The sequence below is a fragment of the Methylobacterium variabile genome, assembly GCF_001043975.1.
Classification (GTDB): Bacteria; Pseudomonadota; Alphaproteobacteria; order Rhizobiales; family Beijerinckiaceae; genus Methylobacterium; species Methylobacterium variabile.
The window spans coordinates 1-14650 of record NZ_LABY01000229.1; the positions used below are offsets into that span (position 1 = coordinate 1).

Genomic DNA, 14650 nt, shown 5'->3' on the forward strand with positions numbered 1-14650 from the left:
GCAGAAGCCGGCATACGAGTTTTCGCCTTGTCTCTGGGGCTCGGAGTGGTGTATAAGAGACAGGGCACCAGCCTGCCGAGGCGTCGCATCGTGGGGACTTTCCGGACGGGGAATGGCGGACGGAGCGGGTTCGGCGGAGCGGGGATCATCGCGCGCGCGGAGCGCCCGCCTCCGCGACCGGACGGAAGCCGCCGGTGGCGGGCGCCGCACCGATCACCACGAAGCCGCTCCAGCCGCCCTTGGGAGCAGGACCGCCCATGCCGGCGTCCTTGCCGGCTTGCTTGCCCGGCTCCTTGCCCAGCCCGCGGCCGGCCTCGCCCCGCGCCAGGGCGGCATCCTCGACCAGCGCAACGCGGATCTCCTGGCCGAACCCGGTCTGGTCCCGGCGCGGCTCGGGCCCGGGGTGGATCGGCGCCTCGGACGTTGCCGCGGGTCTGGCGCCGCCGGGCTCGTCCGGCGCGGCCTCCTCGAACAGGCTCGCCCTCAGAAGGAGCGGGCCATCCTCGAAGGCGACCACGCGCGCGGCCGCGCCGGCCGAGGCGACCGGATCGGGGGTTCCGTCGGGCGTGCGGGCGGCCAGCCTGATCGTCTCCATGCGGGCGCCGAGCCGGTCCAGGGCGAGCCGGATCGGCTTGGCCTGGGGGCTCGCCATGGCCGCGAGGGCGGCCTGGGTGTCGGCTTGCGCCGGCACCACGTGGACGACGCGGTAGTTGCGCGCCTTCAGCTGGCGCAGCAGCTCCGGCAGGATCGCGACGGTCCGGGGCTGGATGTCGTGGAGCAGGATGATGCCCCGCCCCGCCGCGTCGAGGCGCCTGAGCACCCGCCCGAGCACCTCCGCTGGCGTGATCTTCCTCCAGTCGTCGCCGTCGACGTCGACGCTGAACGGCACCAGCCGCTGCGCGGCGGCGTAGCGGTCGAGGGTGGCGGTGTGCCCGAGGCCGGGAAAGCGGAAAAATGGGGACAGGGCCGGCTCGCCGTCGGTGAGGACGGTGCGCACGGCCTGGAGGCCGCCGCTGATCTGGTCGCGCTGCACGTCGTGGCTGCGGACGCGATCGAGGTAGCGGTGCGACCAGGTATGGCTCGCGATGGTGTGACCCTCGGCGGCGGTCCGGCGCAGGATCTCGGGGAACTGCGCCACCATGCTGCCGACGACGAAGAACGTGGCCTTCACGCATTCCGCCTTGAGGGCGTCGAGCACCGCGGTCGTGCGCCGGGGAAGCGGCCCGTCATCGAAGGTCAGCACCACCTCGCCACGCTCGAGCGGCAGGGTGCGCCCGTAGCTCGCCTTCCCGACCGGCCCCTGGGAGAACGGCACTTCGAGGACCCGTGCGGTGCCGAGGACGTCGGGCCGGCAGGTCTCCGCCGCGGCCAGGGCCGGCGGCAGGCAGACGAGACCGGACAGCAACAGGGGCCTGAAGCAACGCACGAACACTCTCCGCCACCAACGCCGGCCGTGACAGAGAACATCTCACTTAAAGCTGAGTCGTGGGTAAACGCGCCAGGATTGCGCCGCAATCTTTCCGGGATCGAGGCGCGGTGCTGCGGCGCCGCGGTGCTCGGGATATTCTTTGTTGGATACAGAAAAGCATGGTTAATATATGGATACTCTGCTCGAATCTGTGAGTGTGATCTGGCGGCTCGGGTCGACGACTCATCGCCTTGGTCACATCGTACGAGTATTCGCGTCACAGGATCGAGGACGGATGGGAGGCCTCCGCCGTTGCCGGGTGTGGTGTCCGGCCCCGGCACTCCGCGCAGGGTCTCCCCGCGCTCCGGCCGTCGGACGGCGCAATCCTGGGTGTTTCAGCGACATCGATCCAAGGCCGACCTTCGCGGAGTCCGCCGTCACGGCGGCGAACCTCGCCGAGGATTTCGCGCGGTTCGAAACCGTCAGCGCTTCATGGCACGCCGGCCGAGGTTCGCAGCGGCGCGCAGGCGCCGCTGGAGCCAAACTGCCGCTGGATCCAAACTCTTGTGTTTTGCGGATAGCTGCCTGCCCTGAGGCTGGCGACCCCGGTAGGGCTCGAACCTACGACCTGCCGCTTAGAAGGCGGCTGCTCTATCCAGCTGAGCTACGGGGCCTGGGTGTCGCGCGGGCCCAGAAGCCACGGCTTCCGGCCGCGGTCAAGCGTTTCCGCCGTCATGCACCTTTTGATTGTACGTGAGGGCCATCAGAGAAAGGCGATGTTCACAGAGCCCTCTACTGGGGGCACCTCTTCGCCCGCTCCATTGCCCTGATGTTGGCGATCTCTGCCCTGTCCCGAGCGGAGAGAGGCACATCGGCCTGATCGTCGTACTTGCAACCGGCGTTGCCGAAATTCTTGATTGCGGCGGCGGTCTTGAAGCAGTAGCCCGCCTCTTTGTAGATCATGTTTCTCTGATACCAGAACTCATCGCATGATTGAGCCATGCCGGGCGCTGCGCCGGAAGCCAGCAGTAGGGCTGCAACAACTGTCCGTTTCATATCTGCACCTGCTCCGGTTGAGCGTCCTGGGTGACGTGAGTGGGAGTGTGCGGCATCCGGGGTTGAGCCCTTCAATGCCCATCGTCGATCCCGCAGACCCGTTTACGAAAGCGGAAGCCTGCACCGCCGCCGTTTGCTGGAATGAAGCCAGTCCCAGCGCGCTCTAACGCTTCTCCGATGTCGCCGACAGGTCTCTCCCTCGCTTGTCCGCCTCCAAGCCAGCGATCGTGGCACGGGATCCCTTGCTGGCCTCTGCCAGACCGTCCTGGCTTCAATCCAGAAGGGCGTGGACTGCTCGGCACCGAGGACCGGAAACCGCGTCTCCGACTGCATTCATGCAAAAAATCTAGCCTTGTGGAATGTCAGTCGTTATAGCCGCTTTCAGCCGAAACGCCAGAGCAAGCCTCGGGGCCTTCACCCTCATGCCGTGCTGGGTGCAGTCCTGATGACTATATCCTTGCTGTGGCTGAAGAATTGCAAGGATCTGTCCCGTTCTGGTCTGATGCCGTCGAGCGGTTCGAACAGCCCGCATCGACGAGCGTAATAGCCCGCACCGCCCTGGAGGACGACTCCGAACCAGGACCTGCCTGCTCGGCATCGTGCCTTCGGCCGCGCGGCTGGCCGCGCCCCGGCGGGCATTCTGGTCATCTCCCACAGTGAGGGTCTGGTGGCGTGCCGGCGGCGCCGTGCGTTCGCGCGTCGTGGGGCGGGCGGCTGGGTCCTGTCCGCTTCGCCCTCCCATGGTGGACGTTCGCCGCGTGCGCATCCGACACCGCGCGCCCTCGGCAGTCCCGGCCGCCCGCACGGCTCCATCGCGCCTCGCGGCCCTGTGACGGGTCCGCCGAGGCGAGGGTCGATATGAGACCCGTCGTAGTGGCCACGCAGGGTTCCGACGATCGGGTAAAACTCCCGGCGCACGGCCCGCCGGCCCGCGATGATCCACATCTCGCACAGGAAGGCCGAGTTGCTGTGACAGGGGCGGCTGTGCGGCGACGGAGGTCGAGGCGGCGCGCCGGCGCGAGATCTTCCGCACGATCCAGGGCATCGTCGGCGCCGACCTGCCGGCCCTGGCGCTCGTGACGATCCCGGCGATCACGGTCCAGAACACCCGGGTGCGGCGCCTGTTCAACAGCATCGACCCCGCCGCCGGGGACTTCTCGAAGACCTGGCTCGCGCCGGAGTGAGTCATCGCACCGGGAGCACGCGGCGCAGCAGGCCGTGCGCCGCCATGCCGGCGAGCATCGCGGCGACGAACACCACGACCGGCAGCGCTCCGCTGGAGAGCGCCGCCACCGCCGGCCCGGGGCAGAAGCCCGACAGGCCCCAGCCGATGCCGAACAGGCCCGCCCCGAGAATCAGGGGTGGATCGATCCGGGTCCGGGTCGGCCAGTCGAATGCGTCGGCCAGGACTGGCCGGCGCAGGCGGCGCGCCAGGGCGGTGCCGAGGCCCGACGTGGTCACGGCGCCGGCGAGGACGAAGGCGAGGGTCGGGTCCCAGGCGCCGGTCACGTCGAGGAAGCCGCGCACCCGGGCGGGATCGAGCATGCCGGAGAGCGCGAGCCCGATCCCGAAGAGGAGGCCGCACAGCAGCGCGGCGGCGAGGCGCAGGGTCCGGATCACGCCAGCACCCGGCCGACCGCGACCGTCAGCATCCCGCTCGCCAGGAACGCGAGAACCGCCACGGCCGAGCGCGGCGAGAGGCGGGCGAGGCCGCAGACCCCATGGCCGGAGGTGCAGCCCGAGCCGAGCCGGGTCCCGAATCCGACGAGCAGCCCTGCCAGGGCCAGAACCGGCAGGCTCGCCTCGATCCGCATCACCGGCCAGCCGCCGGCGAGGAGCACGAAGGCCGGCGGCCCGAGGACGAGGCCGGCCAGGAAGGCGAGGCCGGTGCGCCACGACCGATCCGCCGGGCGGCCCAGGCCGGCGACGAGGCCGCTGATCCCGGCGATGCGGCCGTCGAGAAGGAGGAACAGGGCGGCCGAGAGGCCGATCAGAAGGCCGCCGGCGAAGGCGGACGCGAACGTGCTCATCAGGTGACCCGGATTGGGGCGGCGCCGGATCTCCGGCGTCGCGGCTCGTATGGCGGTCTCCGGCGTACCGGAGGCGAGTGTGCGGAACAAGGCTCGCGGCGCAGGGCGGCTTCATCGATCATCAAGCAATTACAACAGCTTGGCGAAGCAGATGCTCTCGGCCGTGCCGTTTGCGGCCAAGCCCTTCTCCGGTCTCGCCGGCATCGAGGGAGGTTCTTCCTACCCGCGGGGTCGCGTCGCCTGGCGGGCACATTCGCGGTGTCGCTCGCACGGCCATTCGAAGGATCACGCCACGGCTTCGGCGACGATGACGCGCGGCGACGAGGCGGTGTTCGATCGGCTCGACCTCGCGGAGGCCTCCGGCATCTGACGCAACGCTGAGAGGCGGATCGTCGGATTTCCCGGCCAGGACGAAAGCGGCTCGGTCGTCGACGTCAGTTTCGACGGCCCCGAGACCCTGCGGTGCGACCTGCCCAACCTGTTCCGGCACGTGCAGCAATCCCCGGAGATGCCACCGGAACGGTCTCGGTCGGCGTGGCTCCGGCCTCTCCCGCGGCACCGGCGGCTCTGGGCGGAACGGTGCGCCGAGGCGGGGCGGCAACGGCAGAGAGCACGGTGACCGCCTCCCGACGATCGAGCGCGGGGCGCTGCCGAGCGTCGGCGCCACAATGCTCGGCGACACCTGGGTCGGCGAGAGCGCGAAGGTCCCCGCCGTCGCGGTGGTGCTGCACGACGTGCCGCCCGCACCACCACGGCCGTTCCGCCTACATCTTTAGTTTACAAAGTCGATAGAATAAAATACCAACCGGCTTACGACGGGGCTGTGGCCTGCCTGCCGGTGGCACCCCGGGCGCCGAAAGCGGGCATGTGAAGCGGGCATTCATGGCGATCGAACTCTCCACCAAGGCGCCTCGGGCGATACCGGGCGAGCTTCGAGCGGGAGCGCATGCGACGGTGCGCAGGCACTGGAGCGAGCGCGAGCTCCTCGTCCTCTCCTGGCTCGCGCCGCTCGCCCTCGCGCTGGCCTGGGAGGCCCTGTGCCGGCTCGGCGGCGTGAACCCGCAGGTCATGCCGGCTCCGAGCGCGGTCCTGGCCACGGCGTGGAAGCTCGCCGCCGACGGCTCGCTCTTCGTGCATCTCGGCTACAGCCTGCTGCGCGCGGCGGCCGGCTTCGTCATCGGCGGCGGCATCGGCTTCGGGCTCGGCCTGCTCGTCGGCTTCTCGCGCCTCGCCGAGGCCCTGCTCGACCGCTCGATCCAGATGGTCCGGGCGATCCCGTTCCTCGCCCTCTTGCCGCTGGTCATCGTGTGGTTCGGCGTCGACGAGGCCGGCAAGATCTTCCTCGTCTCGCTCGGCGTGCTTTTTCCGATCTACATCAACACCGTGCTCGGCATCCGGCAGGTCGATCCGAAGCTCCTCGAGGTCGCCAAGGTCACGGGCCTCAGCCTGCGCGGGCGCATCACGCAGATCATCCTGCCCGGCGCGATGCCGTCGATCCTGACCGGCGTGCGCTACGCGCTCGCCGTCGCCTGGCTGGCGCTCGTCATCGCCGAGACCATCGCCACCACGAAGGGTATCGGCTTCCTGGCGATGGATGCCCGCGAGTTCCTGCAGACCAACGTCATCGTGCTGACCATCGTCATCTACGCGGCGATCGGCGTGATCGCCGACAGCGTCGCCCGGGCCCTGGAGCGCCGGCTGCTCGCCTGGCACCCGAACTACGTCAGAAACCCGACCTCTCTGGGAGAGCGCCGATGAGCGCCGCCGTCACCGTCCGGGGCCTGCGCCGTCGCTACGGCGAGCGGGTCGTCATCGAGGGCCTGGATCTCCGGATCGAACTCGGCGAGTTCGTCGCCATGCTGGGCGAGAGCGGCTGCGGCAAGACCACCCTCCTGCGGGCGCTCGCTGGCCTCGACCCGGTCGATGCCGGGCGGATCGACGGCCCTGCCCAGCCGGCGGTCGTGTTCCAGGAGCACCGGCTGCTACCCTGGGCCCCGCTCTGGCAGAACGTCGCCCTCGGGATCGAGACCCCTGAGGCACGGGACCAGGCGGTCGCGGCCCTGCGGGAGGTGGGGTTGGCCGGGCGCGAGAGCGACTGGCCGCGCAACCTCTCCGGCGGCCAGGCCCAGCGGGTGGCGCTCGCCCGCGCCCTGGTGCGGGAGCCGCGGCTCCTGCTCCTCGACGAGCCCTTCGCCGCCCTCGACGCGCTGACCCGCATCAGGATGCACGAGCTGATCAAGGACCTGGTGGCCCGTCACCGGCCCGGCGTCCTCCTCGTGACCCACGACGTCGACGAGGCGATCGCCATCGCCGACCGCATCCTGGTGATGCGCGGCGGCCGGATCGCCGCCTCCTACGACGTCGCCGCTGAGACCGGGGCGGGGCCGGGCCCCTTGCGCGGCAAGCTCCTCGGCGAGCTCGGCGTCACCCTCCACGACCGCGCCGCCTGACCCCCCGGACCGATCCCTTCACAGGACCCTTCTCCCATGACCCGCTCAGACAGTCCCTGCATCGACCGGCGCAGGCTCATCCAGGGCGCCGGGCTGGCGCTCGGCGCTGCCGTCACGGGGCTCACCGTTCCCCCGGCCCGAGCGCAAGGAACCCGCAACACCGACACCGTGCGCCTCGGCTGGGGCCGGGGCGGCCTGCCGCTCATCGCCCGCGAGCGCGGCGAGCTCGAGAAGAGCCTCGCCGACCAGGGCATCACGGTGAAGTGGGTCGGCCCGTTCCCCAACCACGCGCCCTCGCTGCAGGCCGTGGTCGGCGGCAGCGCCGATTTCGGCTTCTGGGGCAGCACCACCCCGGCGCTCGCCGCCATCATCGCCGGTTCGCCGCTGGTCTTCACCAACTACAACGTCTACTCGCCGCGCTCGACGGCGATCATCGTCAAGAAGAATTCCGGCATCGACTCCGTCAAGGATCTCGCCGGCAAGAAGGTCGCGGTGAACCGCTCGGGCCTCGGCGAGTTCCTGCTGGTCGCGGCGCTCGAGAAGCACGGCGTCGACCGCAGGACGGTCGAGTTCGTGTACCTCAACCCGCCGGACGCCTCGCCGGCCTTCGGCCAGGGCCGGGTCGACGCCTGGTCGATGTGGACGCCCGCCGTCGACATCGCCCGCGACCTCTACGGCGCCAAGGACATCTTCTTCGAGGGCACCGACCTCGACTTCCTGATCGACTACTCGTCCCTCGTCACCTTGCGCGACTTCGCGACCAAGAACTCCGCCCTCGTGCGGGCCGTGATCGACGCCTACGCCCGCGAGGGCCAGTGGATCAGCGACAACCCGGTCGCGGCCGAGACCATCGCCCAGAAGGAGGGCAAGTACGGCGACGCCGTGCGCGACCACCTCGCCGGCCTCAAGCGCCGGAACCGCTTCTACGAGGCCGACGACACCGCCTTCCTGGCCGATTTCCAGAAGGCCGCCGACTGGCTCGCCGATCGGGCGATCCTGCCGCAGCGGGTGCGGGTCGCCGACCACTCCGTCCGGGTCTGAATGCCTGCTTGATCGGCTACTGTAGACTTCAAGCCCTCCGGGTCATTCCGGGCTCCGCTTCCGCCGCCCCGGAAACGACGACGGAGGGTGGGAAGTCCGTTGGTCTGATCAAGCAGGCTCCGAGCACCTTATCCCATCTCCGGAGCGCTCCATGCCCGCACCAAGACCCGTCCGCCTCGGCGTGAACGTCCTCGCCTCCGGGCGCCACGACGCTGCCTGGAAGACTTTTGCCGACCCGGCCTCGCTGCCCACCGACATCGACGCCTTCCTGCGCATCGCCAGAATCGCGGAGCGGGGCAAGATCGACGCGCTCTTCCTCGCCGACGGGCCCGGCGGCCTCGTCGACGAGGCGCTGCACCGGCCCTGGCGCGCCCTCGACCCGGTGACGCTGCTCGCCGCCCTTTCGCAGGCGACACACCATATCGGCCTCGTCGCCACCACCTCGACGATCTTCGGCCACCCCTACGCCGTGGCCCGCCAGATCGCCTCGCTCGACCACATCAGCAAGGGGCGGGCAGCCTGGAACATCATCACCAGCCAGACCCCGGTGGCGCTCGCGGCCTACGGGCTCGCGCAGCAGGGCTTCGACCAGGAGGAACGCTACCGGCGCGCCACCGAGTTCGTCGAGATCGTCACGGGCCTCTGGGACTCGCTGCCGGGCGAGGCGGTCGTGGCCGACCGCGACCGCCACGTCTTCGTCGACGAGGCCAGGCTGCGCCCGATCGCCGTCGAGGGGCGCCACTTCAGCGCCCGGGGGGCGCTGTCGGCCCCGGTCGGCCCGCAGGGGCGGCCCGTCATCTTCCAGGCCGGGCAGTCGGAGGACAGCAAGGCCTTTGGGGCGCGATACGCCGACGCGCTGTTCACCGGCCAGCGCCTGATCGGGCCGGCGCGCACGTTCTACGCCGACGTGAAGGCGCTCGCCCGCGGCAACGGCCGCGATCCCGACCAGCTCCTCGTCATGCCGGGCCTGTTCCCGATCGTCGGCAGCACCGAGGCGGAGGCGCTGCGGCGCAAGGCGGACCTCGATGCCGGTCTCGACATCGCGTTCCTGCGGGCCGAGCTCGCCCGCCACTTCGCCCTCGACCCCGACGACCTGCCCCTCGACGAGGCCCTGCCCTACGACCTGATCGCGGCGGCCGAGCCGCGCGTGCCGATCGCCTCGCGCTGGCCGCGCAAGCAGATCCTCGCCGAGGCGGTCGAGCACGGCTGGACGGTGCGCCAGGCCGCGCTCAGCAACATCGTCGGCGGCCACCGGATGATCGTCGGCCCGCCGGAGACGATCGCGGCCGACATCCTGCACTGGCTCGATACCGGCGCGGCGGACGGGTTCAACCTCAACATCGACGTCCAGACGAGCGGGCTCGAGGACATCGTCGACGCGGTGCTGCCGCTCCTGCGCAAGGCCGGGCGGTTCCGCGACGACTATACCGGCCCGACCCTGCGCCACCACCTCGGCCTCGAGCCCTACGTCGACCCGCGCGACGCCGCGCCCGTGCGGCGCACCGGCACCGGCGGTTAGGAGTTCCCCATGCTGCAGGGACACACGCTCGACCCGGCCGCCGCGACCCGGCCCGACTGGAGCCCCGTCACCCGCCGCCTCGGTCTCGACGCACTCTTCGCCGGCTTCGCCGAAGGGGCGGCCGCCCGCGACGTCGCGCGCCGCCCGATCGTCGCCGAGACGGCGGCACTGAAGGAGCGCGGCTTCGGCGCCGTCCGGCTCGGGGTCGCGGCGGGCGGCGCGGGCGTGAGCCTGCCCGAGCTGTTCGCGCTGGCCCGCGACCTCGCGAGCGCCGACCCGAACATCGCCCACGTCTTCCGCAACCACTTCTTCGCCGTCGAGCAGCACCTGACGACGCTGGAGGACCCGTTCTCCGCCCGGATCCTGGCGCTGGCGGGCGCGGGCCGGATGTTCGGCAACGCCGTCGCGGAGGCCGGGGCCGGGCCCGCCGGCAGCCGCGGCCAGGTGCCGGGCACGCGGCTGTTGCGTGACGGCGCGGCCTACCGGGTCTCCGGCCGGAAGATCTACTCGACCGGCAACATGTATGCCGATTACCTCTTCGCCTCGGCCCTCGATGACGAGACCGGCCGGACCGTGCAGTTCCTGGTCTCGACCAGGGCCCCGGGCGTGAGCCTCGACGACGACTGGACCGGCTTCGGCCAGAAGCTCACCGGCTCCGGCACCACCCTGTTCGAGGACGTGGCGCTCGCGCCGGAGGACCTGTTCGCGCTGCGCGAGCGGGCCGAGGGCGAGCCGCACCTCTACGGCTTCACCTTCCATCAGGTCTACCTGACGGTGGTGATCTCCGGCATCGTCACCCGCATCCTCCAGGACGCCCTGGCGCTGGTGCGGGGACGGTCGCGCAACTACTACCACGCGCTCGCCGAGCACCCCTCGGGCGAGCCGGAGATCCAGGCGGTGATCGGCCGCATCGCCGCCCACCGGGCCGCGATCCTGGCGGTGACCGACCGGGCCGTGGCGGCGCTCGACCGTGCCTGGGCCCGCACGCGCCATCCCGACGCCGAGGCCCTGTCGATCGCCGCCAGCATCGCGGCGGCGGAGGCGAAGATCGTGACCGATGAGGTCGCCGCGACGCTCGCGAGCCTGCTCCTCGATGTCGGCAGCGGCAGCGCGGTGTCGACGGCCAGAGCCCTCGATCGCCACTGGCGCAACCTGAAGGTCATCGCCGCACACAACCCGCGCATCTACAAGGAGCGGGTCGTCGGCGACCACTACCTCAACGGCGCCCTGCCCCCGACCGGGGCGTTCTTTTGAGCTGAGATCTCCCGCACGTGCATCGTCACCATGAGAATCCGATGACCAAGACCATCACCGCGCGGGACTTGCGCGCCCACTGGGCGGAGGGGCGGGAGATCGCCCTCCTCGACGTGCGCGAGGAGGGCCCGTTCGCCGAGGCGCATCCGCTCTTCGCGCTCAGCGTGCCGGTGAGCGAGATCGAGGCGGCGCTGCCCGCCCTGGTGCCGCGCCTGTCGGCCCCGGTCGTCGTCTACGATTCCGGCGAGGGCTACGCCGGGCGGGCGGCCGCGCGGATCGCCGCCCTCGGCTATCGCGACGTCGCGATCCTGGAGGGCGGGCTTGAGGCCTATGCCCGCGTGGGCGAGGTCTATCGCGACGTCAACGTGCCCTCGAAGGCCTTCGGCGAGCTGGTCGAGGCCATCCGCCACACGCCGTCCCTGCCGGCGGCCGAGGTTCGGCGCGTCCTCGAGCACGAGGACGACGTCGTGGTGGTGGATGCCCGCCGCTTCGAGGAATTCTCCACGATGAGCATCCCGGGCGGTCGCAGCCTGCCGGGGGGCGAACTCGTCTACCGCATCCGCGAGGCCGCGCCCTCCCCCGACACCCTCGTGGTCGTCAACTGCGCCGGCCGCACCCGCAGCATCATCGGCACCCAGAGCCTGGTGAATGCCGGCCTGCCGAACCGCGTCGTGGCCCTGCGCAACGGCACGATCGGCTGGACTCTGGAGGGTTTCCCGCTCGCGACGCGCCGCACCGAGCGGGTGGCGCCGCCTTCCGCCGAGACGCGCGCCTGGGCCCGCGAGCGCGCGGGCGCCTGGGCCGCGCATGTCGGGGTGCCGGTGATCGGGGCGGAGGAGCTCGCCCGGTTCCGCGCGCAAGCCGAGGTGCGCACCCTCTACACGCTCGACGTGCGCGACCCCGCCGAGCATGCCCTCGGCCACCCCGCGGGCTTTATCTCCGCGCCGGGCGGCCAGCTCGTCCAGGCCACCGACGAGTGGCTCGGCGTGCGCGGTGCCCGGGTCGTGCTCTACGACGACGACGGCGTGCGGGCTCGGATGGCGGCCTCGTGGCTCGTCCAGATGGGCTGGGACGCGTTCGTTCTCGCCGAGGGTGCGGCACTGCCCGAAACCTTCCCGGTGCCGGAGCCCGCCCGGGTGACCCTTCCGGCCGGGCCGGCGCTGACGCCGGACGAGCTCGCGGCACGGACCGACGCGACGGTCGTCGATCTCGCCCGCAGCCCGGCCTATCGCCGCGGCCACGTCCCGGGCGCCTGGCACGCCTCCGGGCCGGCGCTGGCGCGCGACCTCGCCGCCCTGCCGGGCGACGGCCCGGTCGTGCTGACCTCGCCGGACGGGCGGGTGGCGGCCGGAAATCTCGCCGAGGCGCGGGGAGCGACGGCGCGCCCGGTGCTGCTGCTCGCCGGCGGCACGCGGGCCTGGGCGGGATCCGGCCGATCGCTCGAGACCGAGGGCCGCTTCCTGTCGGAGCCGGTCGACGTCTACAAGCGGCCCTACGAGGGCACCGACAACGCCCGCGCCGCCATGCAGGGCTACATCGACTGGGAGCTGCAGCTCGTGGCCCAGCTCGCCAATGACGGGATCGCCCGCTTCCACGTCGCCCGTGCGCCCGACGCGCAGAGGTTTTAGGGTCCAAACCCGCCAGCTTGACCCTGCGAGAGGCTGCCATTCCGGATATCGCGCTCGGATGTACGGAAAACAGGTGTTTTCCGACACCCGAGATTGCTAGCAGGCTTCGCGGGTCAGCGACTGCGCGAGGGCAAGATCGGCCTCGACCACGGCGTCGTTGAAAGTCCACCGGGGGATTGTGCGCATCGGAGCAAGGTTCGCGAAGACACCCGCGAAGCCGCCCTCCGGCGCATCGCCGTCTGGCACGGCGTCCAACTCCTGGCCGAACCCCCTGAAGCTGGCGGCATCGACCTCGCACAGGTGGATCTGGTTCCACCCCGTGCCGAGGGCGGGATCTTGGAACAGCACGGCATCCGTCTCCATGGCTCTGAACGTGCCGAACCGGCCAGAGGCGACGAGCTTGCCGGCGGTGGGGCCGACATGGCGCCTCATGACGTCCCGGTAGGCGGCCAGATCCGCCGGACGGACGTCGATGTATTCGAGCGAAGCCTGCTGGTCTAACCGGCCTCTCGAACCTTGCCAGCCCAGCGGCATCACGAAGGAGGACGGCGTGGTCAGGAGGACCTCGGCCCGCAGCAGCTGCACGCCTTCCGGCTGCTGCGTCAGGACGAACTCATGGACGGCGCGCTCCGGAACGATGTCGCGGTAATAGGTGAGGTCGATGTGGCTCCATACCGGCGCATCCGATGAGCCCTGAAAGACAGAGCAATGGCGATAGAGCGCATACCCGAGAACCATGCGCCCGAGGCCAGTGTCCCCAAGAACTCGTTGGGCCAGGATCGCCTCCGTGTGAGGGGCCTGCACCTGTAGTGTCCTGGCCAGCACGACCAGACGGTCGTCGGGCTCGATCCTGATCAGGTTGCAATCGGTCATGTCCGCCCCTCGGCTGCTCATAGAGATAATAGCTATCCCATTCATCTATTACCAGCGGTCGATAAAAAGGCACGGAGAGATTTCAATTAATGTCGCGAGCGTAAAGACATCAAGGTCCGCTTGAGTGCGCCGACCACTTGGAAGTGCGCAGTCGCGTTCTCACTCCCTGCGATTGTTCCGCAGGTCGGGCTTAGGCGTGCGGCAAACAAGTGTTTTGCGACATGCAAGGTGGCTGGCCGGGCATGTCGGCTGAACTCTGACGGGTGCGTCATGGGGCTGCTGTCGACCCTTTCACGACATGCCGCGAGAGTTCCGCCGCTCCCTATAGCGGCCACTCGATCATGGTACGATGTCGCGCCAACCATGCTCCAGCATCCATGTCGCGCCATCGAAGGCGAAGAAACAACCTCCCCCTGCGATCGGCTGACCATGGTTCCGTGAGATGGGCTCGCCCAGCAGGTCACACAGAAGCAGCGTGCCGACCCCTCCATGCGAAACGATGCACAGGTGGCCGGCACTGTCGCCATGGGTGGCAATACAGTCCCGCACCGCTGCCTTGATACGCGTCTGCGCGTCCACCGCTCGCTCCCAACCTAGAACGCTCGTCTCCGGCTCGGCGAAGAAGCGGTCCACAATCTCCCAGAAGCGAGGCGGTGCGACGTAGCCGGTAGCTGAGCGGTCGTTCTCGCCCAGGCGCGAGTCGGTCGTGACAGGACACCCATGTCGCTCGTGCAGCATATCAGCTCCGTCTCGCGCCTTGCGCTCACCGCTGACGAAGATATGGCCGATGCTCGTCGCCTCGGGTCGTGCGCAGAAAGCTGCCATGCGCTCGCGGCCTCGCACCGATAGGCCCCAGTCGGGCACCGGTACAGCCGGGTCGATCGTGACCTCGGGATGGGTGACGAAAAGAACTCTCATTCCGAGGTGCTATGCTCCTGAACGACCAGCTACCTCCGGTATGCTCGAACCCTGCCTGAAAGCCGAAAAGCAGGAAACCACCCCATGCGGTCATTCCGCATACCAGGCTCGGCTGCACGGAAAACACGTGTTTGCCGTTAGGATGACGAGCGTGGTCATCTGACGTGCCTCCCCTTCAGACCTCGGCCATGACATTTGCGCGACAAACCCTGTCGGATTGGTGGAGTGCATAGAAGCGTGGCTGTAGAGGTTTTCCGTGCGTGCTGGTCGGGTGCCAGCATCGCCTCCGTCTGCAGACCATTCAAGATCGCCTGCTCGACGCTGATCGACACGCTTGAGCAGCTCGTCTGGCAGCCGTCCGCCAGGTAAGCGGGAGTGCCCGACGGGGCAGTCCTTGCTAAGCGACGGCATGAAACCGAGGTTTATGATGCTTGAGCCTTGGGGGTCCGCTTCCCACCCAGGCTGTGTGAGAA

General features: G+C 69.9%; 13 protein-coding genes and 1 tRNA gene. 7 read left to right on the forward strand and 7 right to left on the reverse strand.

What is annotated here, in order from left to right; translation table 11 throughout:
• Window positions 1–145: 145 nt before the first annotated feature.
• The 5 genes from VQ02_RS34965 to VQ02_RS28200 all read right to left on the reverse strand — a co-directional run bounded on the left by VQ02_RS34965 (window position 146) and on the right by VQ02_RS28200 (window position 4494).
• Complete coding sequence (locus tag VQ02_RS34965; RefSeq protein WP_167350804.1) at window positions 146–1426, reverse strand: polysaccharide deacetylase family protein; 1281 nt, start codon at window positions 1424–1426, stop codon at window positions 146–148.
• Between the two features lie 579 nt (window positions 1427–2005).
• A tRNA-Arg gene (locus tag VQ02_RS28185) sits at window positions 2006–2082 on the reverse strand.
• A 118-nt stretch (window positions 2083–2200) separates the two neighbouring features.
• Window positions 2201–2464, reverse strand: a complete 264-nt coding sequence (locus VQ02_RS28190; protein ID WP_048447565.1) for a YARHG domain-containing protein — start codon at window positions 2462–2464, stop codon at window positions 2201–2203.
• Window positions 2465–3649: 1185 nt separating this feature from the next.
• On the reverse strand, window positions 3650–4081 hold the full coding sequence (locus tag VQ02_RS28195) for a YeeE/YedE family protein (RefSeq protein ID WP_048447575.1): 432 nt from the start codon (window positions 4079–4081) through the stop codon (window positions 3650–3652).
• The gene (locus VQ02_RS28200; protein ID WP_048447566.1) at window positions 4081–4494 is read right to left on the reverse strand and encodes a YeeE/YedE family protein; all 414 of its coding nucleotides are present in this window, start codon (window positions 4492–4494) and stop codon (window positions 4081–4083) included. Before VQ02_RS28200 ends, VQ02_RS28195 begins: the two co-directional genes overlap by 1 nt.
• A gap of 79 nt (window positions 4495–4573) precedes the next feature.
• On the opposite strand from VQ02_RS28200, the gene VQ02_RS39515 reads away from it, so the two are divergent.
• From VQ02_RS39515 to VQ02_RS28235, 7 genes are all read left to right on the forward strand, one after another.
• A complete protein-coding gene (locus VQ02_RS39515) occupies window positions 4574–4864 on the forward strand; it encodes a hypothetical protein (protein ID WP_245239880.1) in 291 nt (96 codons plus the stop codon).
• A gap of 512 nt (window positions 4865–5376) precedes the next feature.
• Window positions 5377–6252: an ABC transporter permease subunit gene (locus VQ02_RS28210; RefSeq protein WP_083469502.1), complete on the forward strand. Its 876-nt coding sequence runs from the start codon at window positions 5377–5379 to the stop codon at window positions 6250–6252.
• Window positions 6249–6944, forward strand: a complete 696-nt coding sequence (locus tag VQ02_RS28215; RefSeq protein ID WP_083469501.1) for an ABC transporter ATP-binding protein — start codon at window positions 6249–6251, stop codon at window positions 6942–6944. Before VQ02_RS28210 ends, VQ02_RS28215 begins: the two co-directional genes overlap by 4 nt.
• Before the next feature lie 36 nt (window positions 6945–6980).
• Window positions 6981–7985: an NrtA/SsuA/CpmA family ABC transporter substrate-binding protein gene (locus tag VQ02_RS28220; protein WP_048447569.1), complete on the forward strand. Its 1005-nt coding sequence runs from the start codon at window positions 6981–6983 to the stop codon at window positions 7983–7985.
• Between the two features lie 151 nt (window positions 7986–8136).
• Complete coding sequence (locus VQ02_RS28225) at window positions 8137–9504, forward strand: NtaA/DmoA family FMN-dependent monooxygenase (RefSeq protein ID WP_048447570.1); 1368 nt, start codon at window positions 8137–8139, stop codon at window positions 9502–9504.
• Between the two features lie 9 nt (window positions 9505–9513).
• Window positions 9514–10758 carry an acyl-CoA dehydrogenase family protein gene (locus VQ02_RS28230; protein ID WP_048447571.1) on the forward strand — a complete coding sequence of 415 codons (1245 nt, stop codon included), beginning with the start codon at window positions 9514–9516 and terminating at the stop codon, window positions 10756–10758.
• A gap of 41 nt (window positions 10759–10799) precedes the next feature.
• On the forward strand, window positions 10800–12386 hold the full coding sequence (locus VQ02_RS28235) for a rhodanese-like domain-containing protein (protein WP_048447572.1): 1587 nt from the start codon (window positions 10800–10802) through the stop codon (window positions 12384–12386).
• 96 nt (window positions 12387–12482) lie between these two features.
• Here the strand turns inward: VQ02_RS28235 and VQ02_RS28240 are convergent, their stop codons facing one another.
• Both VQ02_RS28240 and VQ02_RS28245 read right to left on the reverse strand, forming a co-directional pair.
• Window positions 12483–13259: a hypothetical protein gene (locus tag VQ02_RS28240; RefSeq protein ID WP_157080849.1), complete on the reverse strand. Its 777-nt coding sequence runs from the start codon at window positions 13257–13259 to the stop codon at window positions 12483–12485.
• 339 nt (window positions 13260–13598) lie between these two features.
• Window positions 13599–14177: a histidine phosphatase family protein gene (locus VQ02_RS28245; protein WP_048447574.1), complete on the reverse strand. Its 579-nt coding sequence runs from the start codon at window positions 14175–14177 to the stop codon at window positions 13599–13601.
• Window positions 14178–14650 lie beyond the last annotated feature (473 nt).

What these genes read in the sequence shown, in the direction of transcription:
- VQ02_RS28210 (WP_083469502.1), top strand. Translation starts at nt 5,377, where the DNA reads ATGGCGATCGAACTCTCCACCAAGGCGCCTCGGGCGATACCGGGCGAG.
- VQ02_RS28235 (WP_048447572.1), top strand. Translation starts at nt 10,800, where the DNA reads ATGACCAAGACCATCACCGCGCGGGACTTGCGCGCCCACTGGGCGGAG.
- VQ02_RS28190 (WP_048447565.1), bottom strand. Translation starts at nt 2,464, where the DNA reads ATGAAACGGACAGTTGTTGCAGCCCTACTGCTGGCTTCCGGCGCAGCG.
- VQ02_RS28245 (WP_048447574.1), bottom strand. Translation starts at nt 14,177, where the DNA reads ATGAGAGTTCTTTTCGTCACCCATCCCGAGGTCACGATCGACCCGGCT.
- VQ02_RS28220 (WP_048447569.1), top strand. Translation starts at nt 6,981, where the DNA reads ATGACCCGCTCAGACAGTCCCTGCATCGACCGGCGCAGGCTCATCCAG.
- VQ02_RS28200 (WP_048447566.1), bottom strand. Translation starts at nt 4,494, where the DNA reads ATGAGCACGTTCGCGTCCGCCTTCGCCGGCGGCCTTCTGATCGGCCTC.
- VQ02_RS28240 (WP_157080849.1), bottom strand. Translation starts at nt 13,259, where the DNA reads ATGACCGATTGCAACCTGATCAGGATCGAGCCCGACGACCGTCTGGTC.
- VQ02_RS28225 (WP_048447570.1), top strand. Translation starts at nt 8,137, where the DNA reads ATGCCCGCACCAAGACCCGTCCGCCTCGGCGTGAACGTCCTCGCCTCC.
- VQ02_RS28230 (WP_048447571.1), top strand. Translation starts at nt 9,514, where the DNA reads ATGCTGCAGGGACACACGCTCGACCCGGCCGCCGCGACCCGGCCCGAC.
- VQ02_RS28215 (WP_083469501.1), top strand. Translation starts at nt 6,249, where the DNA reads ATGAGCGCCGCCGTCACCGTCCGGGGCCTGCGCCGTCGCTACGGCGAG.